8 protein-coding genes are annotated in these 15,784 nt (G+C 76.3%); 3 read left to right on the top strand and 5 right to left on the bottom strand.

Annotated elements, in window-relative coordinates:
* Positions 1 to 25 precede the first annotated feature (25 nt).
* Positions 26 to 1,267, top strand: a complete 1,242-nt coding sequence (locus tag AB8735_RS35330) for an alpha/beta hydrolase family protein (protein ID WP_372411723.1) — start codon at positions 26 to 28, stop codon at positions 1,265 to 1,267.
* On the opposite strand, the gene AB8735_RS35325 is transcribed toward AB8735_RS35330, so the two are convergent.
* Entirely contained in the window at positions 1,254 to 2,225 is a 972-nt protein-coding gene (locus AB8735_RS35325) for a GNAT family N-acetyltransferase (RefSeq protein ID WP_372411722.1), read from the bottom strand. The genes AB8735_RS35330 and AB8735_RS35325 overlap by 14 nt on opposite strands.
* Before the next feature lie 121 nt (positions 2,226 to 2,346).
* Between AB8735_RS35325 and AB8735_RS35320 the strand changes: the two genes are divergently transcribed.
* Positions 2,347 to 3,033, top strand: coding sequence for a lipoprotein (locus AB8735_RS35320; protein WP_372411721.1), 687 nt, complete (start codon positions 2,347 to 2,349; stop codon positions 3,031 to 3,033).
* An 18-nt stretch (positions 3,034 to 3,051) separates the two neighbouring features.
* On the opposite strand, the gene AB8735_RS35315 is transcribed toward AB8735_RS35320, so the two are convergent.
* From AB8735_RS35315 to AB8735_RS35305, 3 genes are all read right to left on the bottom strand, one after another.
* Positions 3,052 to 4,305: a cytochrome P450 gene (locus AB8735_RS35315; protein ID WP_372411720.1), complete on the bottom strand. Its 1,254-nt coding sequence runs from the start codon at positions 4,303 to 4,305 to the stop codon at positions 3,052 to 3,054.
* 347 nt (positions 4,306 to 4,652) lie between these two features.
* Positions 4,653 to 6,209, bottom strand: a complete 1,557-nt coding sequence (locus AB8735_RS35310) for a DHA2 family efflux MFS transporter permease subunit (protein WP_344021651.1) — start codon at positions 6,207 to 6,209, stop codon at positions 4,653 to 4,655.
* Positions 6,206 to 6,766: a gamma carbonic anhydrase family protein gene (locus AB8735_RS35305; protein WP_344021653.1), complete on the bottom strand. Its 561-nt coding sequence runs from the start codon at positions 6,764 to 6,766 to the stop codon at positions 6,206 to 6,208. The genes AB8735_RS35310 and AB8735_RS35305 overlap by 4 nt, the downstream gene beginning before the upstream one ends.
* Positions 6,767 to 6,902: 136 nt before the next feature.
* On the opposite strand from AB8735_RS35305, the gene AB8735_RS35300 reads away from it, so the two are divergent.
* Positions 6,903 to 14,354 (top strand): SDR family NAD(P)-dependent oxidoreductase, encoded by a 7,452-nt coding sequence (locus tag AB8735_RS35300; RefSeq protein WP_372411719.1) that lies wholly within the window; start codon positions 6,903 to 6,905, stop codon positions 14,352 to 14,354.
* On the opposite strand, the gene AB8735_RS35295 is transcribed toward AB8735_RS35300, so the two are convergent.
* On the bottom strand, positions 14,293 to 15,528 hold the full coding sequence (locus AB8735_RS35295) for a cytochrome P450 (RefSeq protein ID WP_344021657.1): 1,236 nt from the start codon (positions 15,526 to 15,528) through the stop codon (positions 14,293 to 14,295). The genes AB8735_RS35300 and AB8735_RS35295 overlap by 62 nt on opposite strands.
* Between the last annotated feature and the right edge of the window lie 256 nt (positions 15,529 to 15,784).

Below are 15,784 nucleotides of genomic sequence, written 5' to 3'. Positions count from 1 at the left end.
GGAGGAGCGGCCTAGTCTTCGGGCCATGACCAGACTCATGCGCACGGCCGCGGCCGCCGCTCTCGCCCTCTGTGCCGCGTTCGCCGCTCCCGGCACCGCGCTGGCCTCGCCGCCCGCCCCGTCCCCCGCCGCATCCGCGACCGCCGCGTCCGAGCGCGCGCAACTGCCGCGCCCCACCGGGCCGTACGGGATCGGCCGCACCACGCTGCACCTCACCGACGACAGCCGCAAGGACCCGTGGGTGCCGCAGGCCGGTGGCCGCGAGGTGATGGTCGACGTCTTCTATCCGGCGGTCCGCGGCACCGGCAGCCCCGCACCGTACGCCACCACCGAGGAAATGCGCGTGCTGCTGGCCGCGCGGCAGTTGGAGGGCGTGCCGCCGGAGGCGATGGCCGGGACGCGGACCGACGTCCGGACGGGCGCGCGGCCGGACGGCGGCCGGCATCCGCTGGTGGTGCTCTCCCCCGGTTTCGGCGTTCCCCGCTACACCCTCACGTCCCTGGCCGAGGACCTCACGAGCCGGGGCTATGTCGTCGCGTCCGTCGACCACGCCTACGAGGCCTACGGCGTGGCCTTCCCCGGCCGGGGCGTCCTGACCTGTGTCGCCTGCGAGACGGCGAAGACGCCGGAGGACTTCCACAACGTCGTGACGGGGCGCGCCAAGGACGTGTCGTTCGTCCTCGACCGGCTGACCGGCCCCCGCGCGGCCCGGCCGTTCGCGCGGATGATCGACAAGAGGCGGATCGGGATGGCCGGCCACTCCATCGGCGGGGCGGGTGCGGCGGCGACCATGGCCGCGGACGGCCGGGTACGGGCCGGTGTCAACATGGACGGGGCCTTCCAGGGCGCGATTCCGGCCGAAGGACTCGGCGGGCGGCCCTTCATGATGCTCGGCACGAACGACGAGTGGCACCGGCCGGGCGGCAAGGACACCTCCTGGGACGAGGCGTGGCCGCGCCTGGGCGGCGGGAAGCGGTGGCTGACGGTCGACCGGGCCGACCACTTCACCTTCACCGACTCCCCGGTCTTCGCCGAGCAGATCTTCCCGCCCACGGTCCCGAGGCCGGCGCTGTCCGCCGCGCGGTCGGTGGCCGTCACGCGCGCCTACACCGCCGCCTTCTTCGACCGGCATCTGCGGCACCTGCCGCAGCCGCTCCTCGACGGCCCGTCGCCGGCCAACCCCGAGGTGCACTTCAACAACCCGACCGGCAACCCGGCCGGCAATCCCACCGGCAACCCGGCCGGCAACCCGCTCAACACCCCGTGAGCGGCCCGGAGTAGGTGACGAACCGGATGCCCGGCCGGAAGCCGGCCCAGCTGTACAGGGCCGGTGCCCCGGTCGGGCTCTCGGTGTCCACCACCAGTTCCGCCCGGTCGTAGCCGAGCCGCCGGGCCTCGTGGAGGGTGTGGGCCAGCAGGGCGCGGGCCGCGCCCCGCCCGCGGTGGTCCGGCCGGGTGCCGAGGAAGGCCAGGGTGCACGACCGGAGTCCGGTGGCGGCCGTGTCGGCGGCGTACTCGTCCGTGAGGAGGTAGGCCGCCACGCGGTCGCCGGCGCCGAGGAGGAGGCCCGAGAGCTCGGCCCGGAAGGAGTGGCCCGCGGGGCCCCATGCCTTCCAGTCCTCGGCGTCGGCCCCGCCGAAGTCCCAGTGGTCGGTGAACGCGTCGTTGTGCGCGAGGCGGGTCGCCTCCTCGTACGCCGGGGTGTAGGGCACCAGGCGCAGGCCCTCCGGAACGGCGGCGTGCGGGATGCCGCCGTCCCGGAGGTCGTGGGTCATGCCGGCCCAGTGGCGGCAGGGGGTGAATCCGGTGTGCCGGGCCAGGGCCGCGAGGCCGGTGTTCGTGGCCACGCCGGACAGGTGCAGTTCGCCCGGGGCGTCGTAGCCGCGTTCCGCGTGCACGGTACGGGCGCGCTGGCGCATCCAGCCGATCAGTTCCGTGCCGATGCCGTGGCGGCGCAGGGCCGGGTCGACGGCGGCCGAGGCCTCGAAGCGCGCCACGTCCCGTACGCGCTCCGGCTCGTAGAGGGCGGCGAAGCCCACCAGCCGCGTCCCCTGCCACGCGCCGACGGTGCCGGCGGCCAGGTCGAGCTTGGGGTCGGTGAGTTCCGAGCGGATGTCGGTCTCGTCGAAGTGCATGCCGGAGCGGTCGGCGTGTTCGGCGGCGGCGCGCAGGGCGGTCAGGGCGGGGACGTCGGACAGGGTCAGGGCACGCAGGGCGATATCCATGCTTAAGGGTATGAAATGGCTGGGGTGGGAGGGGCGGCGGGGTGCGGCGGGAAAAGGAGTTGAGCGGATCCTCCCGGGTGGTTTAGATTCGTCGCCGTTTGTCTCTCGACAGGGAAGGTTCATGCGCAGATTCACCGGGGGTCTCGTGTCCGTCGCGCTGCTGGTCGGCGCCCTCGCCGGCTGTGGTTCCGGCGACGACGGCAAGGACGCGAAGGAGAGCAAGGCGGACAAGGCGGCCGGGGAGAAGGCCGATGTGCCGTCCGGGTCCCCGAAGTCCCCGGAGTCCCCGAAGGAGCGGAAGCCCGCCGGTCCGGCGAAGTTCGGCGAGCCCGGCTCCGCGTGCGAACTCCCCGTGACGTTCGAGCCGGCGAAGGGCTGGAAGGTGACGGAACTGTCGGGCAAGACCGCCGAGTTCATGGGCAGGCTGACCGAGCACAAGTCCGTCCGGGCCGTCTGCAACCTCGACGCCAAGCCCACTGGTGTACTCGGCACGATGACGCTGTGGACCGCGCCGCGGCGCGGGGATTCCCCGCGCAAGGTCATGGAGACCTTCGTCACCGAGGCGAAGCGGCATCTGGTGAAGCAGGAGTACCGGGACATCACGGTCGCCGGGCTCCCGGCCGTGGAGGCCGTCTATGTGCTCAACAGCCCCTTGATGGACGAGGACCGCGAGCAGCGCGCGTTCGCGGTGAACACGCCGAAGGGCGCGTTCGTCGTGGACCTGGGCGGGGTGAGCACCGGCGAGCACCGGAAGATGCTCCCGGGGTACGAGCTGGTGAAGAGGACGCTGACGCCGCTGGGCGGCTGACGCCCGCGAGCCGCCCCCTCACCACTCGACGAGCAGCCGCGCCGGGGCGATGACGTTGATGCCCGGTTCGTACACCCGCGGCTGGTCCGGGACCAGGCGCAGGTCCGGGCGGCGGCGCAGGAGGGCCGTGACCGCCGTGCGGACCGCGGTGCGGGCGAGGTTGGCGCCGAGGCAGTAGTGCAGGCCGTGCGAGAAGTGCAGGCTGGCGCCCAGGCGGGGGCGGGCCGGGACGTGGTCGTCCGGGCGCTCGAAGCGCCGTTCGTCGCGGTCGGCCGAGGCGATCAGGGCCCACAGGGCGGCGCCCGCCGGGATGCGGACGCCGCCCAGCTCCGTCGCCTCCGCGGCCGTGCGGAAGACGCCCAGGGCGGGTCCGGAGCGGCGCAGGCTCTCGCCGAAGTAGGTGTCGAAGAGGGCGGGTTCGGCCGCCAGGGCGTCGCGGCGGCGGTGGTCCTCCAGCAGTTCCCGGCACAGGACGGTCAGGGCGTAACCGGTCGGGCCGATGCCGGCGGTGACGATGTCGAAGCTGAGGAAGCTGATCAGTTCGCGTTCGGTGTAGGTGTCCTGGGCGGCGACGAAGCCGACGATGTCGTCCTCGGGGTGACGGCGTCGTCGTCGTATGTGGGCGGACAGGTACTCCTCCCACTCCTGGACGTCCCGGGCGTACGGGAGTTGGCGGTCGGGCGGCGGGCTGCCGAAGAAGAACCCGCTGACGGCTCGGTGGTAGCGCAGGACGCGGTCGTGGTCGTCGTCGGGGAATCCGGCCAGGGTCATGACGAGGGCGGTGGCCAGCGGCCGGGCGTAGGCGGCGACGAGGTCGGCCGGGGGCGTGTCCGGGAGGCGGGCGGCGCAGCGGTCGGCGATGGCCCGGATCCGGGGTTCGAGGCGTGCGACGTTCCGGTCGGAGAGGTAGGGGGCGACGGGCCTGCGGAGGCGGTCGTGGGTGGGGCGGCCGTCGAATCCCATGTTGGGCGCGGTGAACGTGGCGGTCGCGGCGAGGATGTCGCGGACCTCCGGCGGGTAGGCGCCGAGGATGACGGAGCGGGTGGAGGCGGGGAAGAGCTCGGCGTCCTTGAGGACGCGGAGCACGTCGTCGTAGCGGGTGACGATCCAGACGCCGAGTTCCTCGCTGAAGAACACCGGTGCGTCGTCGCGGAGTTGTTTGAGGAGCGGGTGGAGTCCGGCGGACGCCGGTGACAGGAAGGCCGCGGAGACCGCGGCGGACGACAGGGCCGGGCAGCGGGTTCCTGCGCGGTGGTCGGTCTGGTCCGGCACGGTGCGACCTGCTCTCGTTCGTGTGCTTCCCCCGTGACGGGGCGTCGCAGTGCGGTCGTTGACGCCCCTGGCCGTGTCCTCGACGCCCCTGGCCGTCGAGTGTCGCACCGGCGTGGGGCAGTGGGAGCGTGCGCACAACTGACGTTGTGGCCGGGGGAACCGTCCCGGGTGCGGCCGGGGGCGGGGCACGGGCCACGGGAGTGGCGGTCCGTCCCGTCCGCCGGGTGCGGCGCCGGCCGTGCGCCCCCTGCGGCCGGGTGCGCTCCGTCCTCGTGCGCAGGCGCGATGGGGACGGGTGCGGGACGGCCGGTTCCGGCGTCGTGCGCAGGTGTCCCGGCCGTCCCGGCTCAGCCGGTCTGGGGAAGGGGCTGTTCGGCGGCCACGGCCCGGTCGCCGCGGAGCAGCAGGGTCACGACGGCGGTGGCGCCGAACAGGACGAGGGCGCCGGAGAACAGGGCCAGATGGAGCCCGGCGACGAAGGACTGCTCCACCCAGGTGCCGGCGGCCGCGGTGACCCTGCCGGGCGCGGCCCGTTCCAGGCCGGCCGCGGCGCCGTGCCGGAGCACGGACTCGACGAGGTCGTGGGCGCGGCCCTCGGGGAGCCCGCCGGCGACGGCCCGGTCGTGGAGGGAGAGGCGCATGCGGCCGGTCAGGACGGCGCCGAGGGCGGCGACGCCGACGACGCCGCCCAGTTCGCGCAGGGTGTCCATGAAGGCGGAGGCCATGGCCGTCCGGTCGGCCGGCGCGCGCTGCACGGTGGCGATGACCGCGGAGACGAAGGTCAGGCCGACGCCGGTGCCGAGGACGGGCAGCAGCCAGCCGTAGGAGCCGTAGGCGGCGTCGCGTCCGTGGCCGCTCAGGCCGAGCAGGGCGACGGCGCACAGCACCGGTCCGCAGACCAGCGGCAGGCGGACGCCGTGGCGGGCGCAGAGCGCCCCGGCGAGGGGGGCGGTGAGCGCGATCAGGGCGGAGGCCGTCAGGAAGACCGCTCCGGCGCCGGTCGCGGACCAGCCGAGGATGTTCTGCAGGTAGAGGGTGAGGAAGAAGACGGAGCCGAACAGGCCCAGGCCGGCGGCGAAGCAGGCGGTGGCGGCCGCGGCCGTGACGGGGTCGCGCAGCAGCCGGACCTCCAGCATCGGTGCCGTGCCGCGCGCCTCGGCGACGGCGAAGGCGGGCAGGGCGAGGGCCGCCAGGCCCAGGGTGGCCAGGACGGCCGGGTCGGTCCAGCCGTCGACCGGGCCCTGCACCAGGCCGTACACCAGGCCGCCGAGTCCGGTCACGGCCAGAAGCTGGCCGCGGGGGTCCCAGCGGGCCGGGGCCGGGGGCACGTCGGGCAGGGTGCGCAGGGCGAGGAGGAACACGGCCACGCCGACCGGCACGTTGATCCACATGATGCTGCGCCAGCCGAGGGCGTCGACGAGGGGGCCGCCGACCGTGGGTCCGAGGGCGACGCCGAGTCCGCCCGCGCCGCCGCGCACGCCCATCGCGCGGGTGCGGAGCTGCGGGTCGGTGAAGACGTGCCGCAGCAGGGCCATGCTCGGGGGCATCAGGACGGCGGCGCCGAGGCCCTGGACGACGCGTCCGGCCACCAGGCAGGCCCCGTTCGCGGCGAGCGCGCCGAAGGCGGAGCCGGCGCAGAAGGCCAGGACCCCGGCGAGGAAGGCGCGGCGCTGGCCGAGCCGGTCGCCGAGGACGCTGCCGGAGAGCAGGCAGGCGGCGAAGGGGAGGGTGTAGCCGGCGACGACCCACTGCAGTCCGCTGACTCCCAGGCCCATCTCGGTGCCGATGCGGGGCAGGGCGTTGTTCATGGCGAGGTTGTCGAGCATGGCCATGAAGACCGAGCTCGACACGACGGCCAGCGCGGTCGCGGGCCCGACGCGGCGGCGCGCGTGGTTGCCGCTCATCCGACGGGGACCTGGTCCGCGCCGTCGGCGTTGCGGTAGAGGCGCAGGAGTCCGAGGTAGGTGCGGGTGGCGGCGACGATCAACGCCCTGTCCTCGTCGGTGAGTTCGCGCACGACGGCGGCGTGGGGGCCGGCGACGAGGGTGTTCGGGGGGATGCGGCGGTCCGGGGGGACGACGGTGCCGGCGGCGACGATGCTCCAGGGGCCGACGCGGACGCCGTTCTGGAGGACGGCGCCCATGCCGACGAGGACGTCGTCCTCCAGCCGGCAGCCGTGCAGGACGGCGTTGTGGCCGACGGAGACGCGGGCGCCGACGCGGACGGGGTAGCCGGGGTCGGCGTGGACGACGGTGCCGTCCTGGAGGTTGCTCTCCGGGCCGAGGTGGATCTCGTCGCCGTCCGCGCGGAGCACGGTGTGGTACCAGACGCTGGCCCGGTCGCCGATCCGGACGGATCCGGCGAGGACGGCGGTGGGGGCGACGAACGCCGTGGGGGCGATGTCCGGCGGGGATCCCAGGAGGGGGACGGTGAGGGGACCGGGGGTGAGGGCGGTGTTCATGCAGTGCGGCTTCCCCTCACCACCCGCGGGGGCACCCCTCGCACCGCCGTCCGGGTGAAAAGTGCGGCGCCCGGGTGCGCGGTGGGGCATGCCACCAGGGAAGTCGCGCCGTCCCGAGTCCCGAGGAGTCGCCGTGGTGTCCTCCCCTGAAGCCGTCGCCGTCGTCGGGGTCGCGTGCCGTCTGCCGGGCGGGCTGTGCACGCCCGACGCGCTGTGGGCCGCCCTGTGCGAGGAGCGCTCCCTGGTCGGCCCGGTCCCCGCCGACCGGTTCGACGCGGCCCGCTGGACCGATCCGGAGCCGGGCCGTCCGGGCAAGGCGTATGCGACGGTGGGCGGATTCCTGCCGGACGTACGGGGTTTCGACGCCGGGTTCTTCAATGTGTCGCCGCGCGAGGCGCGCCGCATGGACCCGCAGCAGCGGCTGCTGCTGGAGATGGCGGTGGAGGCGCTCGACGGGGCGGGCATCGCTCCGGCGTCGCTGGCCGGGTCGGACACGGCGGTGTACGTCGGGGCGTCCAGCCAGGCGTTCGCGTTCCTCCAGGGGCTGGATCCCCGGTCGGCCAACGCGTACACGATGACGGGCGGGGCGGCCTGCAACATCGCCAACCGGGTGTCGCACTTCCTGGACCTGCGCGGGCCCAGTCTGGCGGTGGACACGGCCTGTTCGTCCTCGCTGGTCGCGCTGCACCACGCGTGCGAGGCGCTGCGTTCGGGGCGCAGTTCCCTGGCGCTGGCGGCGGGGGTCAATGTGCTGCTGAGCCCGTTCGAGTTCGTGGGGTTCGCGAAGGCGTCGATGCTCTCGCCGACGGGGCGCTGCCGGCCGTTCTCGGCGGAGGCGGACGGCTATGTGCGGGCGGAGGGGGGCGGGGTGGTGGTGCTCAAGCCGCTGGAGGCGGCGGTGCGGGACGGGGATCCGGTGCAGGGGGTGATCCTGGGCAGCGGGGTCAACGCCGACGGGCGGACGCCGGGGCTGGCGCAGCCGAGCGCGGCGGCCCAGGAGGCGCTGCTGCGGGAGGTGTACGAGGCGGCGGGGGTGGCGCCGGACGAGCTGGTGTACCTGGAGATGCACGGCACGGGCACGCCGGTGGGCGATCCGGTGGAGTGCCGTGCGGTGGGGCGGGCGCTGGGGGTGCGCCGGGGTGCGGGGCGGCCGTTGCCGGTGGGGTCGGTGAAGGGGCATCTGGGGCATCTGGAGCCCGCGTCGGGGATGGCGGGGCTGCTGAAGGCGCTGCTGGTGCTGCGGCACGGCCGGGTGCCGGCCAACGCGGGGGCGCTGCCGCTGAGTCCGGACATCGACTTCGAGGGGCTGCAACTGGCGCCCGTCGTAAGGGAGTCCGCGCTGGATCCGGTGCCCGGCGGGCGGGCGGTGGCGGGGGTCAACTCCTTCGGTTTCGGCGGGGCGAACGCGCACGTCGTCCTGGCGGCCCCGGCGCCGCGGCCATCCGCCGCGCCGCCTCCCGCGGGGCGGCCGCTGCCGGTCGTCGTCTCGGCCCGTACACCGGCCGCGGCGGCGGAGGCGGCGCGGCGGATGGCCGACCGGCTCGACGGGTGCGCGCCGGAGGAGTTCTACGACGTGGCGTACACGGCCTGCCGGCGGCGGGGCCGGCACGAGGAGCGGATCGCGGTTCTGGCCGCGGACCCGGCGACGGCGGCGGCGCGGCTGCGGGCCGTGGCCGCGGGGGACGGCGCGGGGGCGCGGGTGACGGGTGCGGCGCGGGGCACGGTCGCGTTCGTGTTCTCCGGCAACGGTTCGCAGTGGGCGGGGATGGCGGCGGACCTGCTGGCGGACGACCCGGTCTTCCGGCGGGCGGTGCGGGAGGCGGACGCGGCGCTGCGGCCGTGGCTGGGCTGGTCGGTGGCCGGGGAGCTGGCCGCTCCCCGTCGTGGCGACGGCACCGATGTGGTGCAGCCGTTGCTGTTCGCCGTGCAGGTGGGCGTCGTGGCGGCGCTGCGCGCCCGGGGCGTGGTGCCGGCGGCGGTGGCCGGGCACAGTTCGGGCGAGATGGCGGCGGCGTGGGCGGCGGGGGCGCTGGATCTGTCGTCTGCGGCGCGGGTGGTGGTGGCGCGCTCCCGGGCGCAGGCGTCGACGGCCGGGAACTGGGGCATGGCGGCCCTGGGCGCCGAAGTCGCCCGGGCCCGGGCGCTGTTGGCGCCGTACGGCGGGCGGGTGGAGGTCGCGGGGGTGAACAGCGGCCGGGACGTGACGGTCAGCGGTGACCGGGACGCCCTGGAGGAGCTGTACGAGGCGTGCCGGCGGGAGGGGGTGCATGTGCGCCCGCTGGACCTGGCGTACGCGTTCCACAGCCGGGCCATGGACGGTCTGGAGGAGGGGCTGGTGGCGGCGCTGGAGGGGCTCAAGCCCGGCCGGGCCGCCGTGCCGTACGCGTCGGCGACGACGGGGACGGTGCTGAACGGGCCGGAGCTGGACGCGGGTTACTGGTGGCACAACCTGCGCCGGCCGGTGCTGTTCGCGCCGGCGGTCGAGCAGTTGCGGGAGCAGGGCTGCGACGTGTTCGTCGAGATCGGTCCGCATCCCGTGCTGTGCGGGTATCTGCGGCGGACGGCGGGCGGGGCGGGGGTGCTGGCGGTGCCGACGCTGTCGCGGGACGTGCCGGGTCCGGAGGCGCTGGACCGGGCGGTGGCACGGCTGGTGGCGGGCGGGGCCGGGTACGACGCCGCGGCGTTCTTCCCGCGCCCGGGCCGGGTGGTGGACCTGCCGGCGTACCCGTGGGAGCGCGAGGAGCACTGGAACGGCGGCCCGGCGGCGTGGGCGGGCGGCTGCGGGGACGGCACGGTGGACCATCCGCTGCTGGGCGAGCGGGCGGCCGTGGCGGATCCGGTCTGGCACGGGCCGTTCGATCCGGGGCGGGTGCCGTGGCTGGCCGGGCACCGGGTGGGCGGGGCGGCGGTGATGCCGGCCTCCGGCTATCTGGAGATGATGCTGGCGGCGGGGCGGCGGCTCCTGGACGCCCCCGTGGAGATCACCCGGGTGGTGATGTCGGCCGCGCTGGTGCTGCCGTTCGACGACGGCCGGCGGCTCGATCTGCAGACGTCCCTGGCGGCCGACGACGGGATCGTGCGGATCGCCGCCCGGGGCGAGGAGGACGCCTCCTGGCGGGAGCATGCGCGCGGCCGGCTGCGCCGGCTCCACGCCCCGGTGCCGGCGCCGGCCGATCTGGACGCGCTGGCCGCCCGGGCGCCGCGGGCGAGGACGCCGGAGGAGCACTACCGGGCCGCGCTGCGCAAGGGGCTCGACTACGGCCCGGCGTTCCGGGTGCTGCGGGCCCTGCGCGTGGGAGGGGCCGAGGTGCTGGCCGACTACGCGGGCGGGGACGGCCCGTCGGACTTCGAGGCGCACCCGGCGCTGCTGGACGGCGCCCTGCAGGCGGGGTCCGCCCTGCTGGAGGAGGTGGCCGAGGATGGGGTGCCGTTCCTGCCGGTCTCCGTCGACCGGGTGCGGGCGTGGCGGCGCATGCCCGCCGCGGGTCACCTCCATGTGCGGTCGCGGGAGGTGTCCGCGCGGGAGGCGCTGTGGGACGTGACCGTGCTGGCGCCCAACGGGCTGACTTGTCTGACTCTTGAGGGCTGCCGGCTGCGCCGTTTCGACCAGGGCGGCCGGGTGCGGCCCCGGCTCCTGACGACCGTGGGCCGGGCCGCCCCGGTGCCGGGCCCGGCACCGTCGCCCGTGCCGCTGCCGGCGCCCGGCGAGGTGGCGCGGGCGTGCGCGGAGGAGCTGCGGGCCGGGCGGGAGGCCGCGGACCGGGCCGGGGCGGCGCGGCTGCGGGAGCTGACGGCCCATCTCGGGGCGGCGGCGCTCGCCTCGCTGCCGGGGCGCGGTGCGGGGGACGTCCTCGGCGTGGACGGCCTCGTCGCGGCGGGCGTGCTCCCGGAGCATGTGCCGCTGCTGGAGGCCCTGTTGGGGGCCGCGCACGCCGAGGGGCTGGTCGAGCCCGTGGACGGCGGATGGCGGGTGGTGCGTCCCGCCGCTCCGGCGGAGCGGTTCCGGGCGGCCGCCGGGGAACTGCCGGGGCTGGCCGTGGAGCTGGCGCTGCTCGGCTCCTGCGGCGCCCGGCTCGGCGAGGTGCTGCAAGGGCACCGGGACGGGGGCGAGTTGCTGCGCTCGGAGGCCCACCGGCATCTGCTGGAGGAGCTGTCGACCGACGGCTGTCTGCGCGGCTTCGTCCACCGCGCGGCGCGCACGGTGCTGCGGCGGCTGGTCCGGGACTGGCCGGCGGACCGGCCGCTGCGGGTCCTGGAGGTCGGCGCGGGCAGTGGCGGTGCCACGGCGTTCCTGCTGCCGGAGCTGCCGCCGGAGCGGACCCGGTACGTGTGCGCCGACGGCTCGGACGACCGCTTCCCCCGGCTGCGCAAGCGCTTCGCGGACCACGACGCGCTCGGCCTCCGCGTCCTCGACCTCGACCGCGACCCGCGCGAACAGGGCTGGACGGAGGGCGACTTCGACCTCGTCGTCGCCCCGCACGTCCTGCACACCGCCCGGGATCCGCGCCGCTCGCTCGGCCATCTCGCCCTGCTGCTGGACGACGGCGGCCAGTTGCTGCTGACCGAGCCCCACGACCCGGTGCCCCTGGCCCTGTTGTCCGGGCTGCGGCCCGGTTTCTGGGACCGGCGGGAGGGCGACGGCGGGCCGCTGCTGTCCGCCGTCGCCTGGCAGCGGCTGCTGTCCGCCGGGGGCTGGCGGGACCCGGTGGTCCTCGGTGACGCCGAGGACCCCGCCCGCAGCGGCGCCTCCGTCCTCCTGGCCCGGCGCCCGGACCTCGGCCGCCCGGCCCCGCCGCCCGCGCCGCCCGCGGCCGGCGGCACCTGGGTGGTCGCCGCCGAGCCGGAGCAGGAGGCCCTGGCCGCCGCCGTGGCCGGGCGGCTCGCCGCGGCCGGGGCCACCGTCCGCCGCACGGCGCCCGGCACGGATCCGGACGGCTGGTCGCCCTTCCCGGACGCCGTCCTGCTCCTCCTCGGCGACAGCGGCGACGGCGGTGATGACGGTGACGGCACCGGCGCCCTGGACCGGGAGGCCCGCCGCACGGCCGTCCTGCGGTCGCTCGCCGTGGCGGCCGAACGCCTGCCGGACGCGCGCCCCGCGCTCTGGCTGGTGACCCCGCCCACCGGGGTCCTGCCCGGCCCCGAGCGCCCCCTGGCCCCGGGGGCGGCCGCGGCCTGGGGCGCGGCCCGCTGCCTGGCCAACGAGCACCCCGGCCTCACCGTCCGCCGCGTCTCGCTGGAGTCCACCGGGCGCGCCGAGGAGGACGCGGCCCGGCTGGCCGCCGAACTGGCCGGACCGGATAGCGAGGAGGACGAGGTCCTGCTGACGGCCGCCGGACGGTTCGTCACGCGCCTGCGCGAGGGCACGGACGCGGACGCCGGCTCCGGGGCGCCGTCCTTCGCCCTGCGGGTGCGCGAACCGGGCGGCGCGCACCGGCCGGAGTGGACCGCCGCCGAAGTGCCCCGGCCCGCGCCCGGCGAGGTCGTCGTCGCGGTGCGCTGCGCCGCGCTCAACTACCGGGACGTGCTCCAGGCCCAGGGCGTCATGCCGCTCGACGCACCGGGCGGGGAGCACCGTCCGGGCATGGAGTGCGCCGGGGTCGTCACCGCCGTCGGCGCGGGCGTCGCGGAACTCTCCCCCGGCGACCGGGTGTTCGCCTTCGGCTCGGGCACCCTGGCCTCCCACGTGGCGGTCCCGGCGGCGACGGCGGGCCGGATCCCGGACGGCATGGGCTTCGCGGAGGCCGCGACGCTGCCCGTGGTGCTGCTCACCGTCCACCACGCCCTGCACCGCGTCGCCCGGTTGGGCCCCGGCGAGACGGTGCTGGTGCACGGCGGTGCCGGCGGTGTGGGCCTGGCGGCCCTCCAGTACGCGCGGCGGGCGGGGGCCCGGGTCGTCGCCAGCGCGGGTACGCCGGCCAAGCGCGAACTGCTGCGCCTGCTGGGCGTGGAGCACGTCGTGGACTCGCGCTCGATGGCCTTCGCCGAGCACGTGCGGTCGCTGACCGGGGGGCGGGGCGTGGACGTCGTCCTCAACTCGCTGGCCGGCGAGGCCATCGGCCGGGGGCTGGAGTGCCTGACCACCGGGGGCCGCTTCGTCGAGCTGGGCAAGCGCGACCTCTACGCCGACAACCGGCTGCCGTTGGGCCCGTTCCTCGCCAACCTCGCCTTCAGCGCCGTCGATCTGGCCCATCTGGCGCGGGAGCGGCCGGAGTCGGTGGCCGAGGAGTTCGCGGAGGTGGTGCGATGGGTGCACGAGGGCGCGTACCGCCCGGTGCCGCACCACGTCTACGCGGCCGACCGGGTCGGGGAGGCGTTCGAGGCGCTGCGGCACTCCCGGCACATCGGCAAGGTCGTCGTCTCCCTGGACACTCCCCCGCGCGTGCGCGGCGGGTCGGGCCGGGTGTCGCTCGACCCGGACGCCTGCTATCTGGTCACCGGCGGGCTGAGCGGGTTCGGTGCCGCGACGGCGCGACGGCTGGCCGAGCGCGGGGCGCGGCGCCTGTGCCTGGTGGGCCGCCGCGGCGCGGACACCCCGGAGGCACCGGCCCTCCTCGGCGAACTGCGGCGCGCCGGTGTGGAGGTGACGGCGCACGCGGCCGACGTCGCGGACGGGGCGGCGATGGCGGCGCTGCTGGACGAGGTGGACACCCCCGGGCATCCGCTGCGCGGGGTCGTGCACGCGGCGATGGTCCTCGACGACGGCCCGCTGACGGGGATCACGGACGCCTCCGCGCGCCGGGTGCTGTCCCCCAAGGCGGAGGGCGCCCGCGTCCTGGACCGTCTGACGCGCCATCGCAGGCTGGACTTCTTCGTGCTGTACGGGTCGGCGTCGGCGCTGCTGGGCAACCCGGGCCAGGCGACGTACGCGGGCGCCAATCTCGCCCTGGAGGCGGTGGCCCGGGCCAGGCGGGCGGCGGGGCTGCCCGCGCTGACCGTCGCCTGGGGCGCGCTGGACGGGGCCGGGCACGTGGCGCGGCACGGTCTGGGCGCGGTGATGGAGAAGGTGGGGCTGCCCCCGGTGCCGGCCGGGCGCGCGTTGGACTTCCTGGACGGCCTGCTGGCCGGGGACGTTCTGCCGGCCGGGGATGGCGGGGTGGCCGGGGACGGCGGGGTGGCGGTGGTGGCGGGCATCGGCTGGGACCGGCTGCGGTACGCCCTGGGCTCCGTCGCCGCGCCGCGTTTCGCGCCGGCGCGGCCGGAGGCGGACGGCACGGAGGGCCGGCAGGCGCGGGACCTGGCGCAGGCCCTGGCCCACGCCGGTCCCGAGGAGGCACTGGCCCGGGTGACGGAGGCCGTCACCGCGCTGCTGGAGCGGGTGCTGCAGGCGGAGCCGGGCCGGGTCCGCGCCGAGCACCGCCTCGACCAGCTGGGGCTCGACTCCCTGATGGGAGCGGAGCTGATGACGGCCCTGCGCGGGCAGTTGGGCTGCGACGTGCCCGCCGTGGAGATCCTGGGCAGCGCCACGGTGGGCGACCTGGCCCGGCGCTGTCTGCGCCGGCTGGCCCCGCCCTCCGGGGACGCCGCGGCTACGGGTGGTGCGGACCGCCGTCCGTCAGCACCACCGGAAGCCGTTCCAGCCCCCGGCTGATCAGCGTCGGCTTGAAGCCGACGGGTTCTCCGGTGGACACGGCCCGGCAGCGGGCGAGGGCGGTGAGCATCACCTCGGCCTGCACCCGTACGAGCCGGGCGCCCAGGCAGAAGTGGTCGCCCCAGCCGAGGGAGAGGTGGCGGCACGGCCGGGTGATGTCGAGCCGGTGCGGCCGTTCGTAGACCGCGGGGTCGCGGTTGGCGGCCCCCACGAGCAGGCCCACGACCGTCCCGGCGGGCGCGGGGGTGCCGTCGATGTCCGCGTCGCGCAGGGCGACACGGGTGAGGAGCTGGATGGGCGGGTTGTAGCGCAGGAGTTCCTCGACGGCGGCGGGGGCGTCCTGGGGCCGGGTCCGGAGGTGTTCGAGCTGGGAGGGGTGGGACAGGAGGGCGTGGAAGCCGTTGACGATGAGGTTGACGGTGGGTTCGTAGCCGGCGGTGACCAGCTGGGCGACGGCGGTGACGACCTGTTCGAGGGGCAGCGGGGTCCGGTCCGGGCCGGGCGCGACGAGGGCGCTGACGAAGTCGCCGGCCGGGGCGGCCCTCCGCCGCTCGGCGAGTCCGCGCAGGTGGCGGGCGAAGTCGAGGCGGGCGCAGGCCACGCGGGAGCTGGTCGTGGGGTCGCGCAGGGCTTCCGGGTCGAAGCCGGTCACCATCCACGACAGGGCCTCCACCCACTCCTCCCGTTCGGCGGGCGGGACGCCGACCAGGGCGCAGATGACGTCCAGGGCGAGGGGTTCGGCCAGATCGGCGACGACGTCGACCTCCGCGGCACGGTCCACCGCGGCGAGGAGTTCGGCGGCGCGGTGCTCGATGGCCGGGCGGAGGCGTTCGACGGCGCGGGCGGCGAAGGGCCCCGCGACGCGGGCGCGCAGCCGCCGGTGCTCGGGCGGGTCGACCATGAGGAACGACTGCGCCCCGGTGTCGAGGGCGCCGAAGCCGAGGCGTTCGTCCCCGAGGGCGGTGGTACAGGCGCGGTGGCCGGTCACGACGAGGACGCCGTCGGGCAGGCGCATCACAGGGCCGCCGGCCTCGGTGCGCAGCCGTTCGTAGGAGGGGTAGGGGTCGGCGTGGAAGGCCGGGTCCCTGACGTCGAAGGGAAGCCGGTCCCAGAAGTCGTGGGCGACACCCACGGGGGTGCCGGTGGTTCCGGACCGGTGCTGATCGGTCGTCATGCCGCCTCCTTCGAGGGCCCGCACGCGGCGGGGTTCTTCCGGCCGAACTGATCCGATAGGGATTTTACGGATTTTCCCTCTTTGCGGCTTTCCCTGGGAAGGGTGAGGAGGCGGCGTGACGCGGATCAGCGGAGGGTGAGCGCCGAGAGCTGTTCCGCGGACTCGGCGATGGGCCTCCCGCCGGGGGTGGCGGCCACCGCCGGCGCGGCGCCGGGCGACAGGACGAGGGCCAGGTCAAATCACCATGCTCCGCGCC

The organism is Streptomyces luteireticuli, from assembly GCF_041519305.1.
Classification (GTDB): Bacteria; Actinomycetota; Actinomycetes; order Streptomycetales; family Streptomycetaceae; genus Streptomyces; species Streptomyces luteireticuli.
This window is presented reverse-complemented; position numbering and strand designations above follow the sequence as displayed.

Bases quoted from the DNA above. Each gene is read 5' to 3' on its own strand.
- AB8735_RS35330 (WP_372411723.1), top strand. From the start codon at position 26: ATGACCAGACTCATGCGCACGGCCGCGGCCGCCGCTCTCGCCCTCTGT.
- AB8735_RS35325 (WP_372411722.1), bottom strand. From the start codon at position 2,225: ATGGATATCGCCCTGCGTGCCCTGACCCTGTCCGACGTCCCCGCCCTG.
- AB8735_RS35320 (WP_372411721.1), top strand. From the start codon at position 2,347: ATGCGCAGATTCACCGGGGGTCTCGTGTCCGTCGCGCTGCTGGTCGGC.
- AB8735_RS35310 (WP_344021651.1), bottom strand. From the start codon at position 6,209: ATGAGCGGCAACCACGCGCGCCGCCGCGTCGGGCCCGCGACCGCGCTG.
- AB8735_RS35305 (WP_344021653.1), bottom strand. From the start codon at position 6,766: ATGAACACCGCCCTCACCCCCGGTCCCCTCACCGTCCCCCTCCTGGGA.
- AB8735_RS35295 (WP_344021657.1), bottom strand. From the start codon at position 15,528: ATGACGACCGATCAGCACCGGTCCGGAACCACCGGCACCCCCGTGGGT.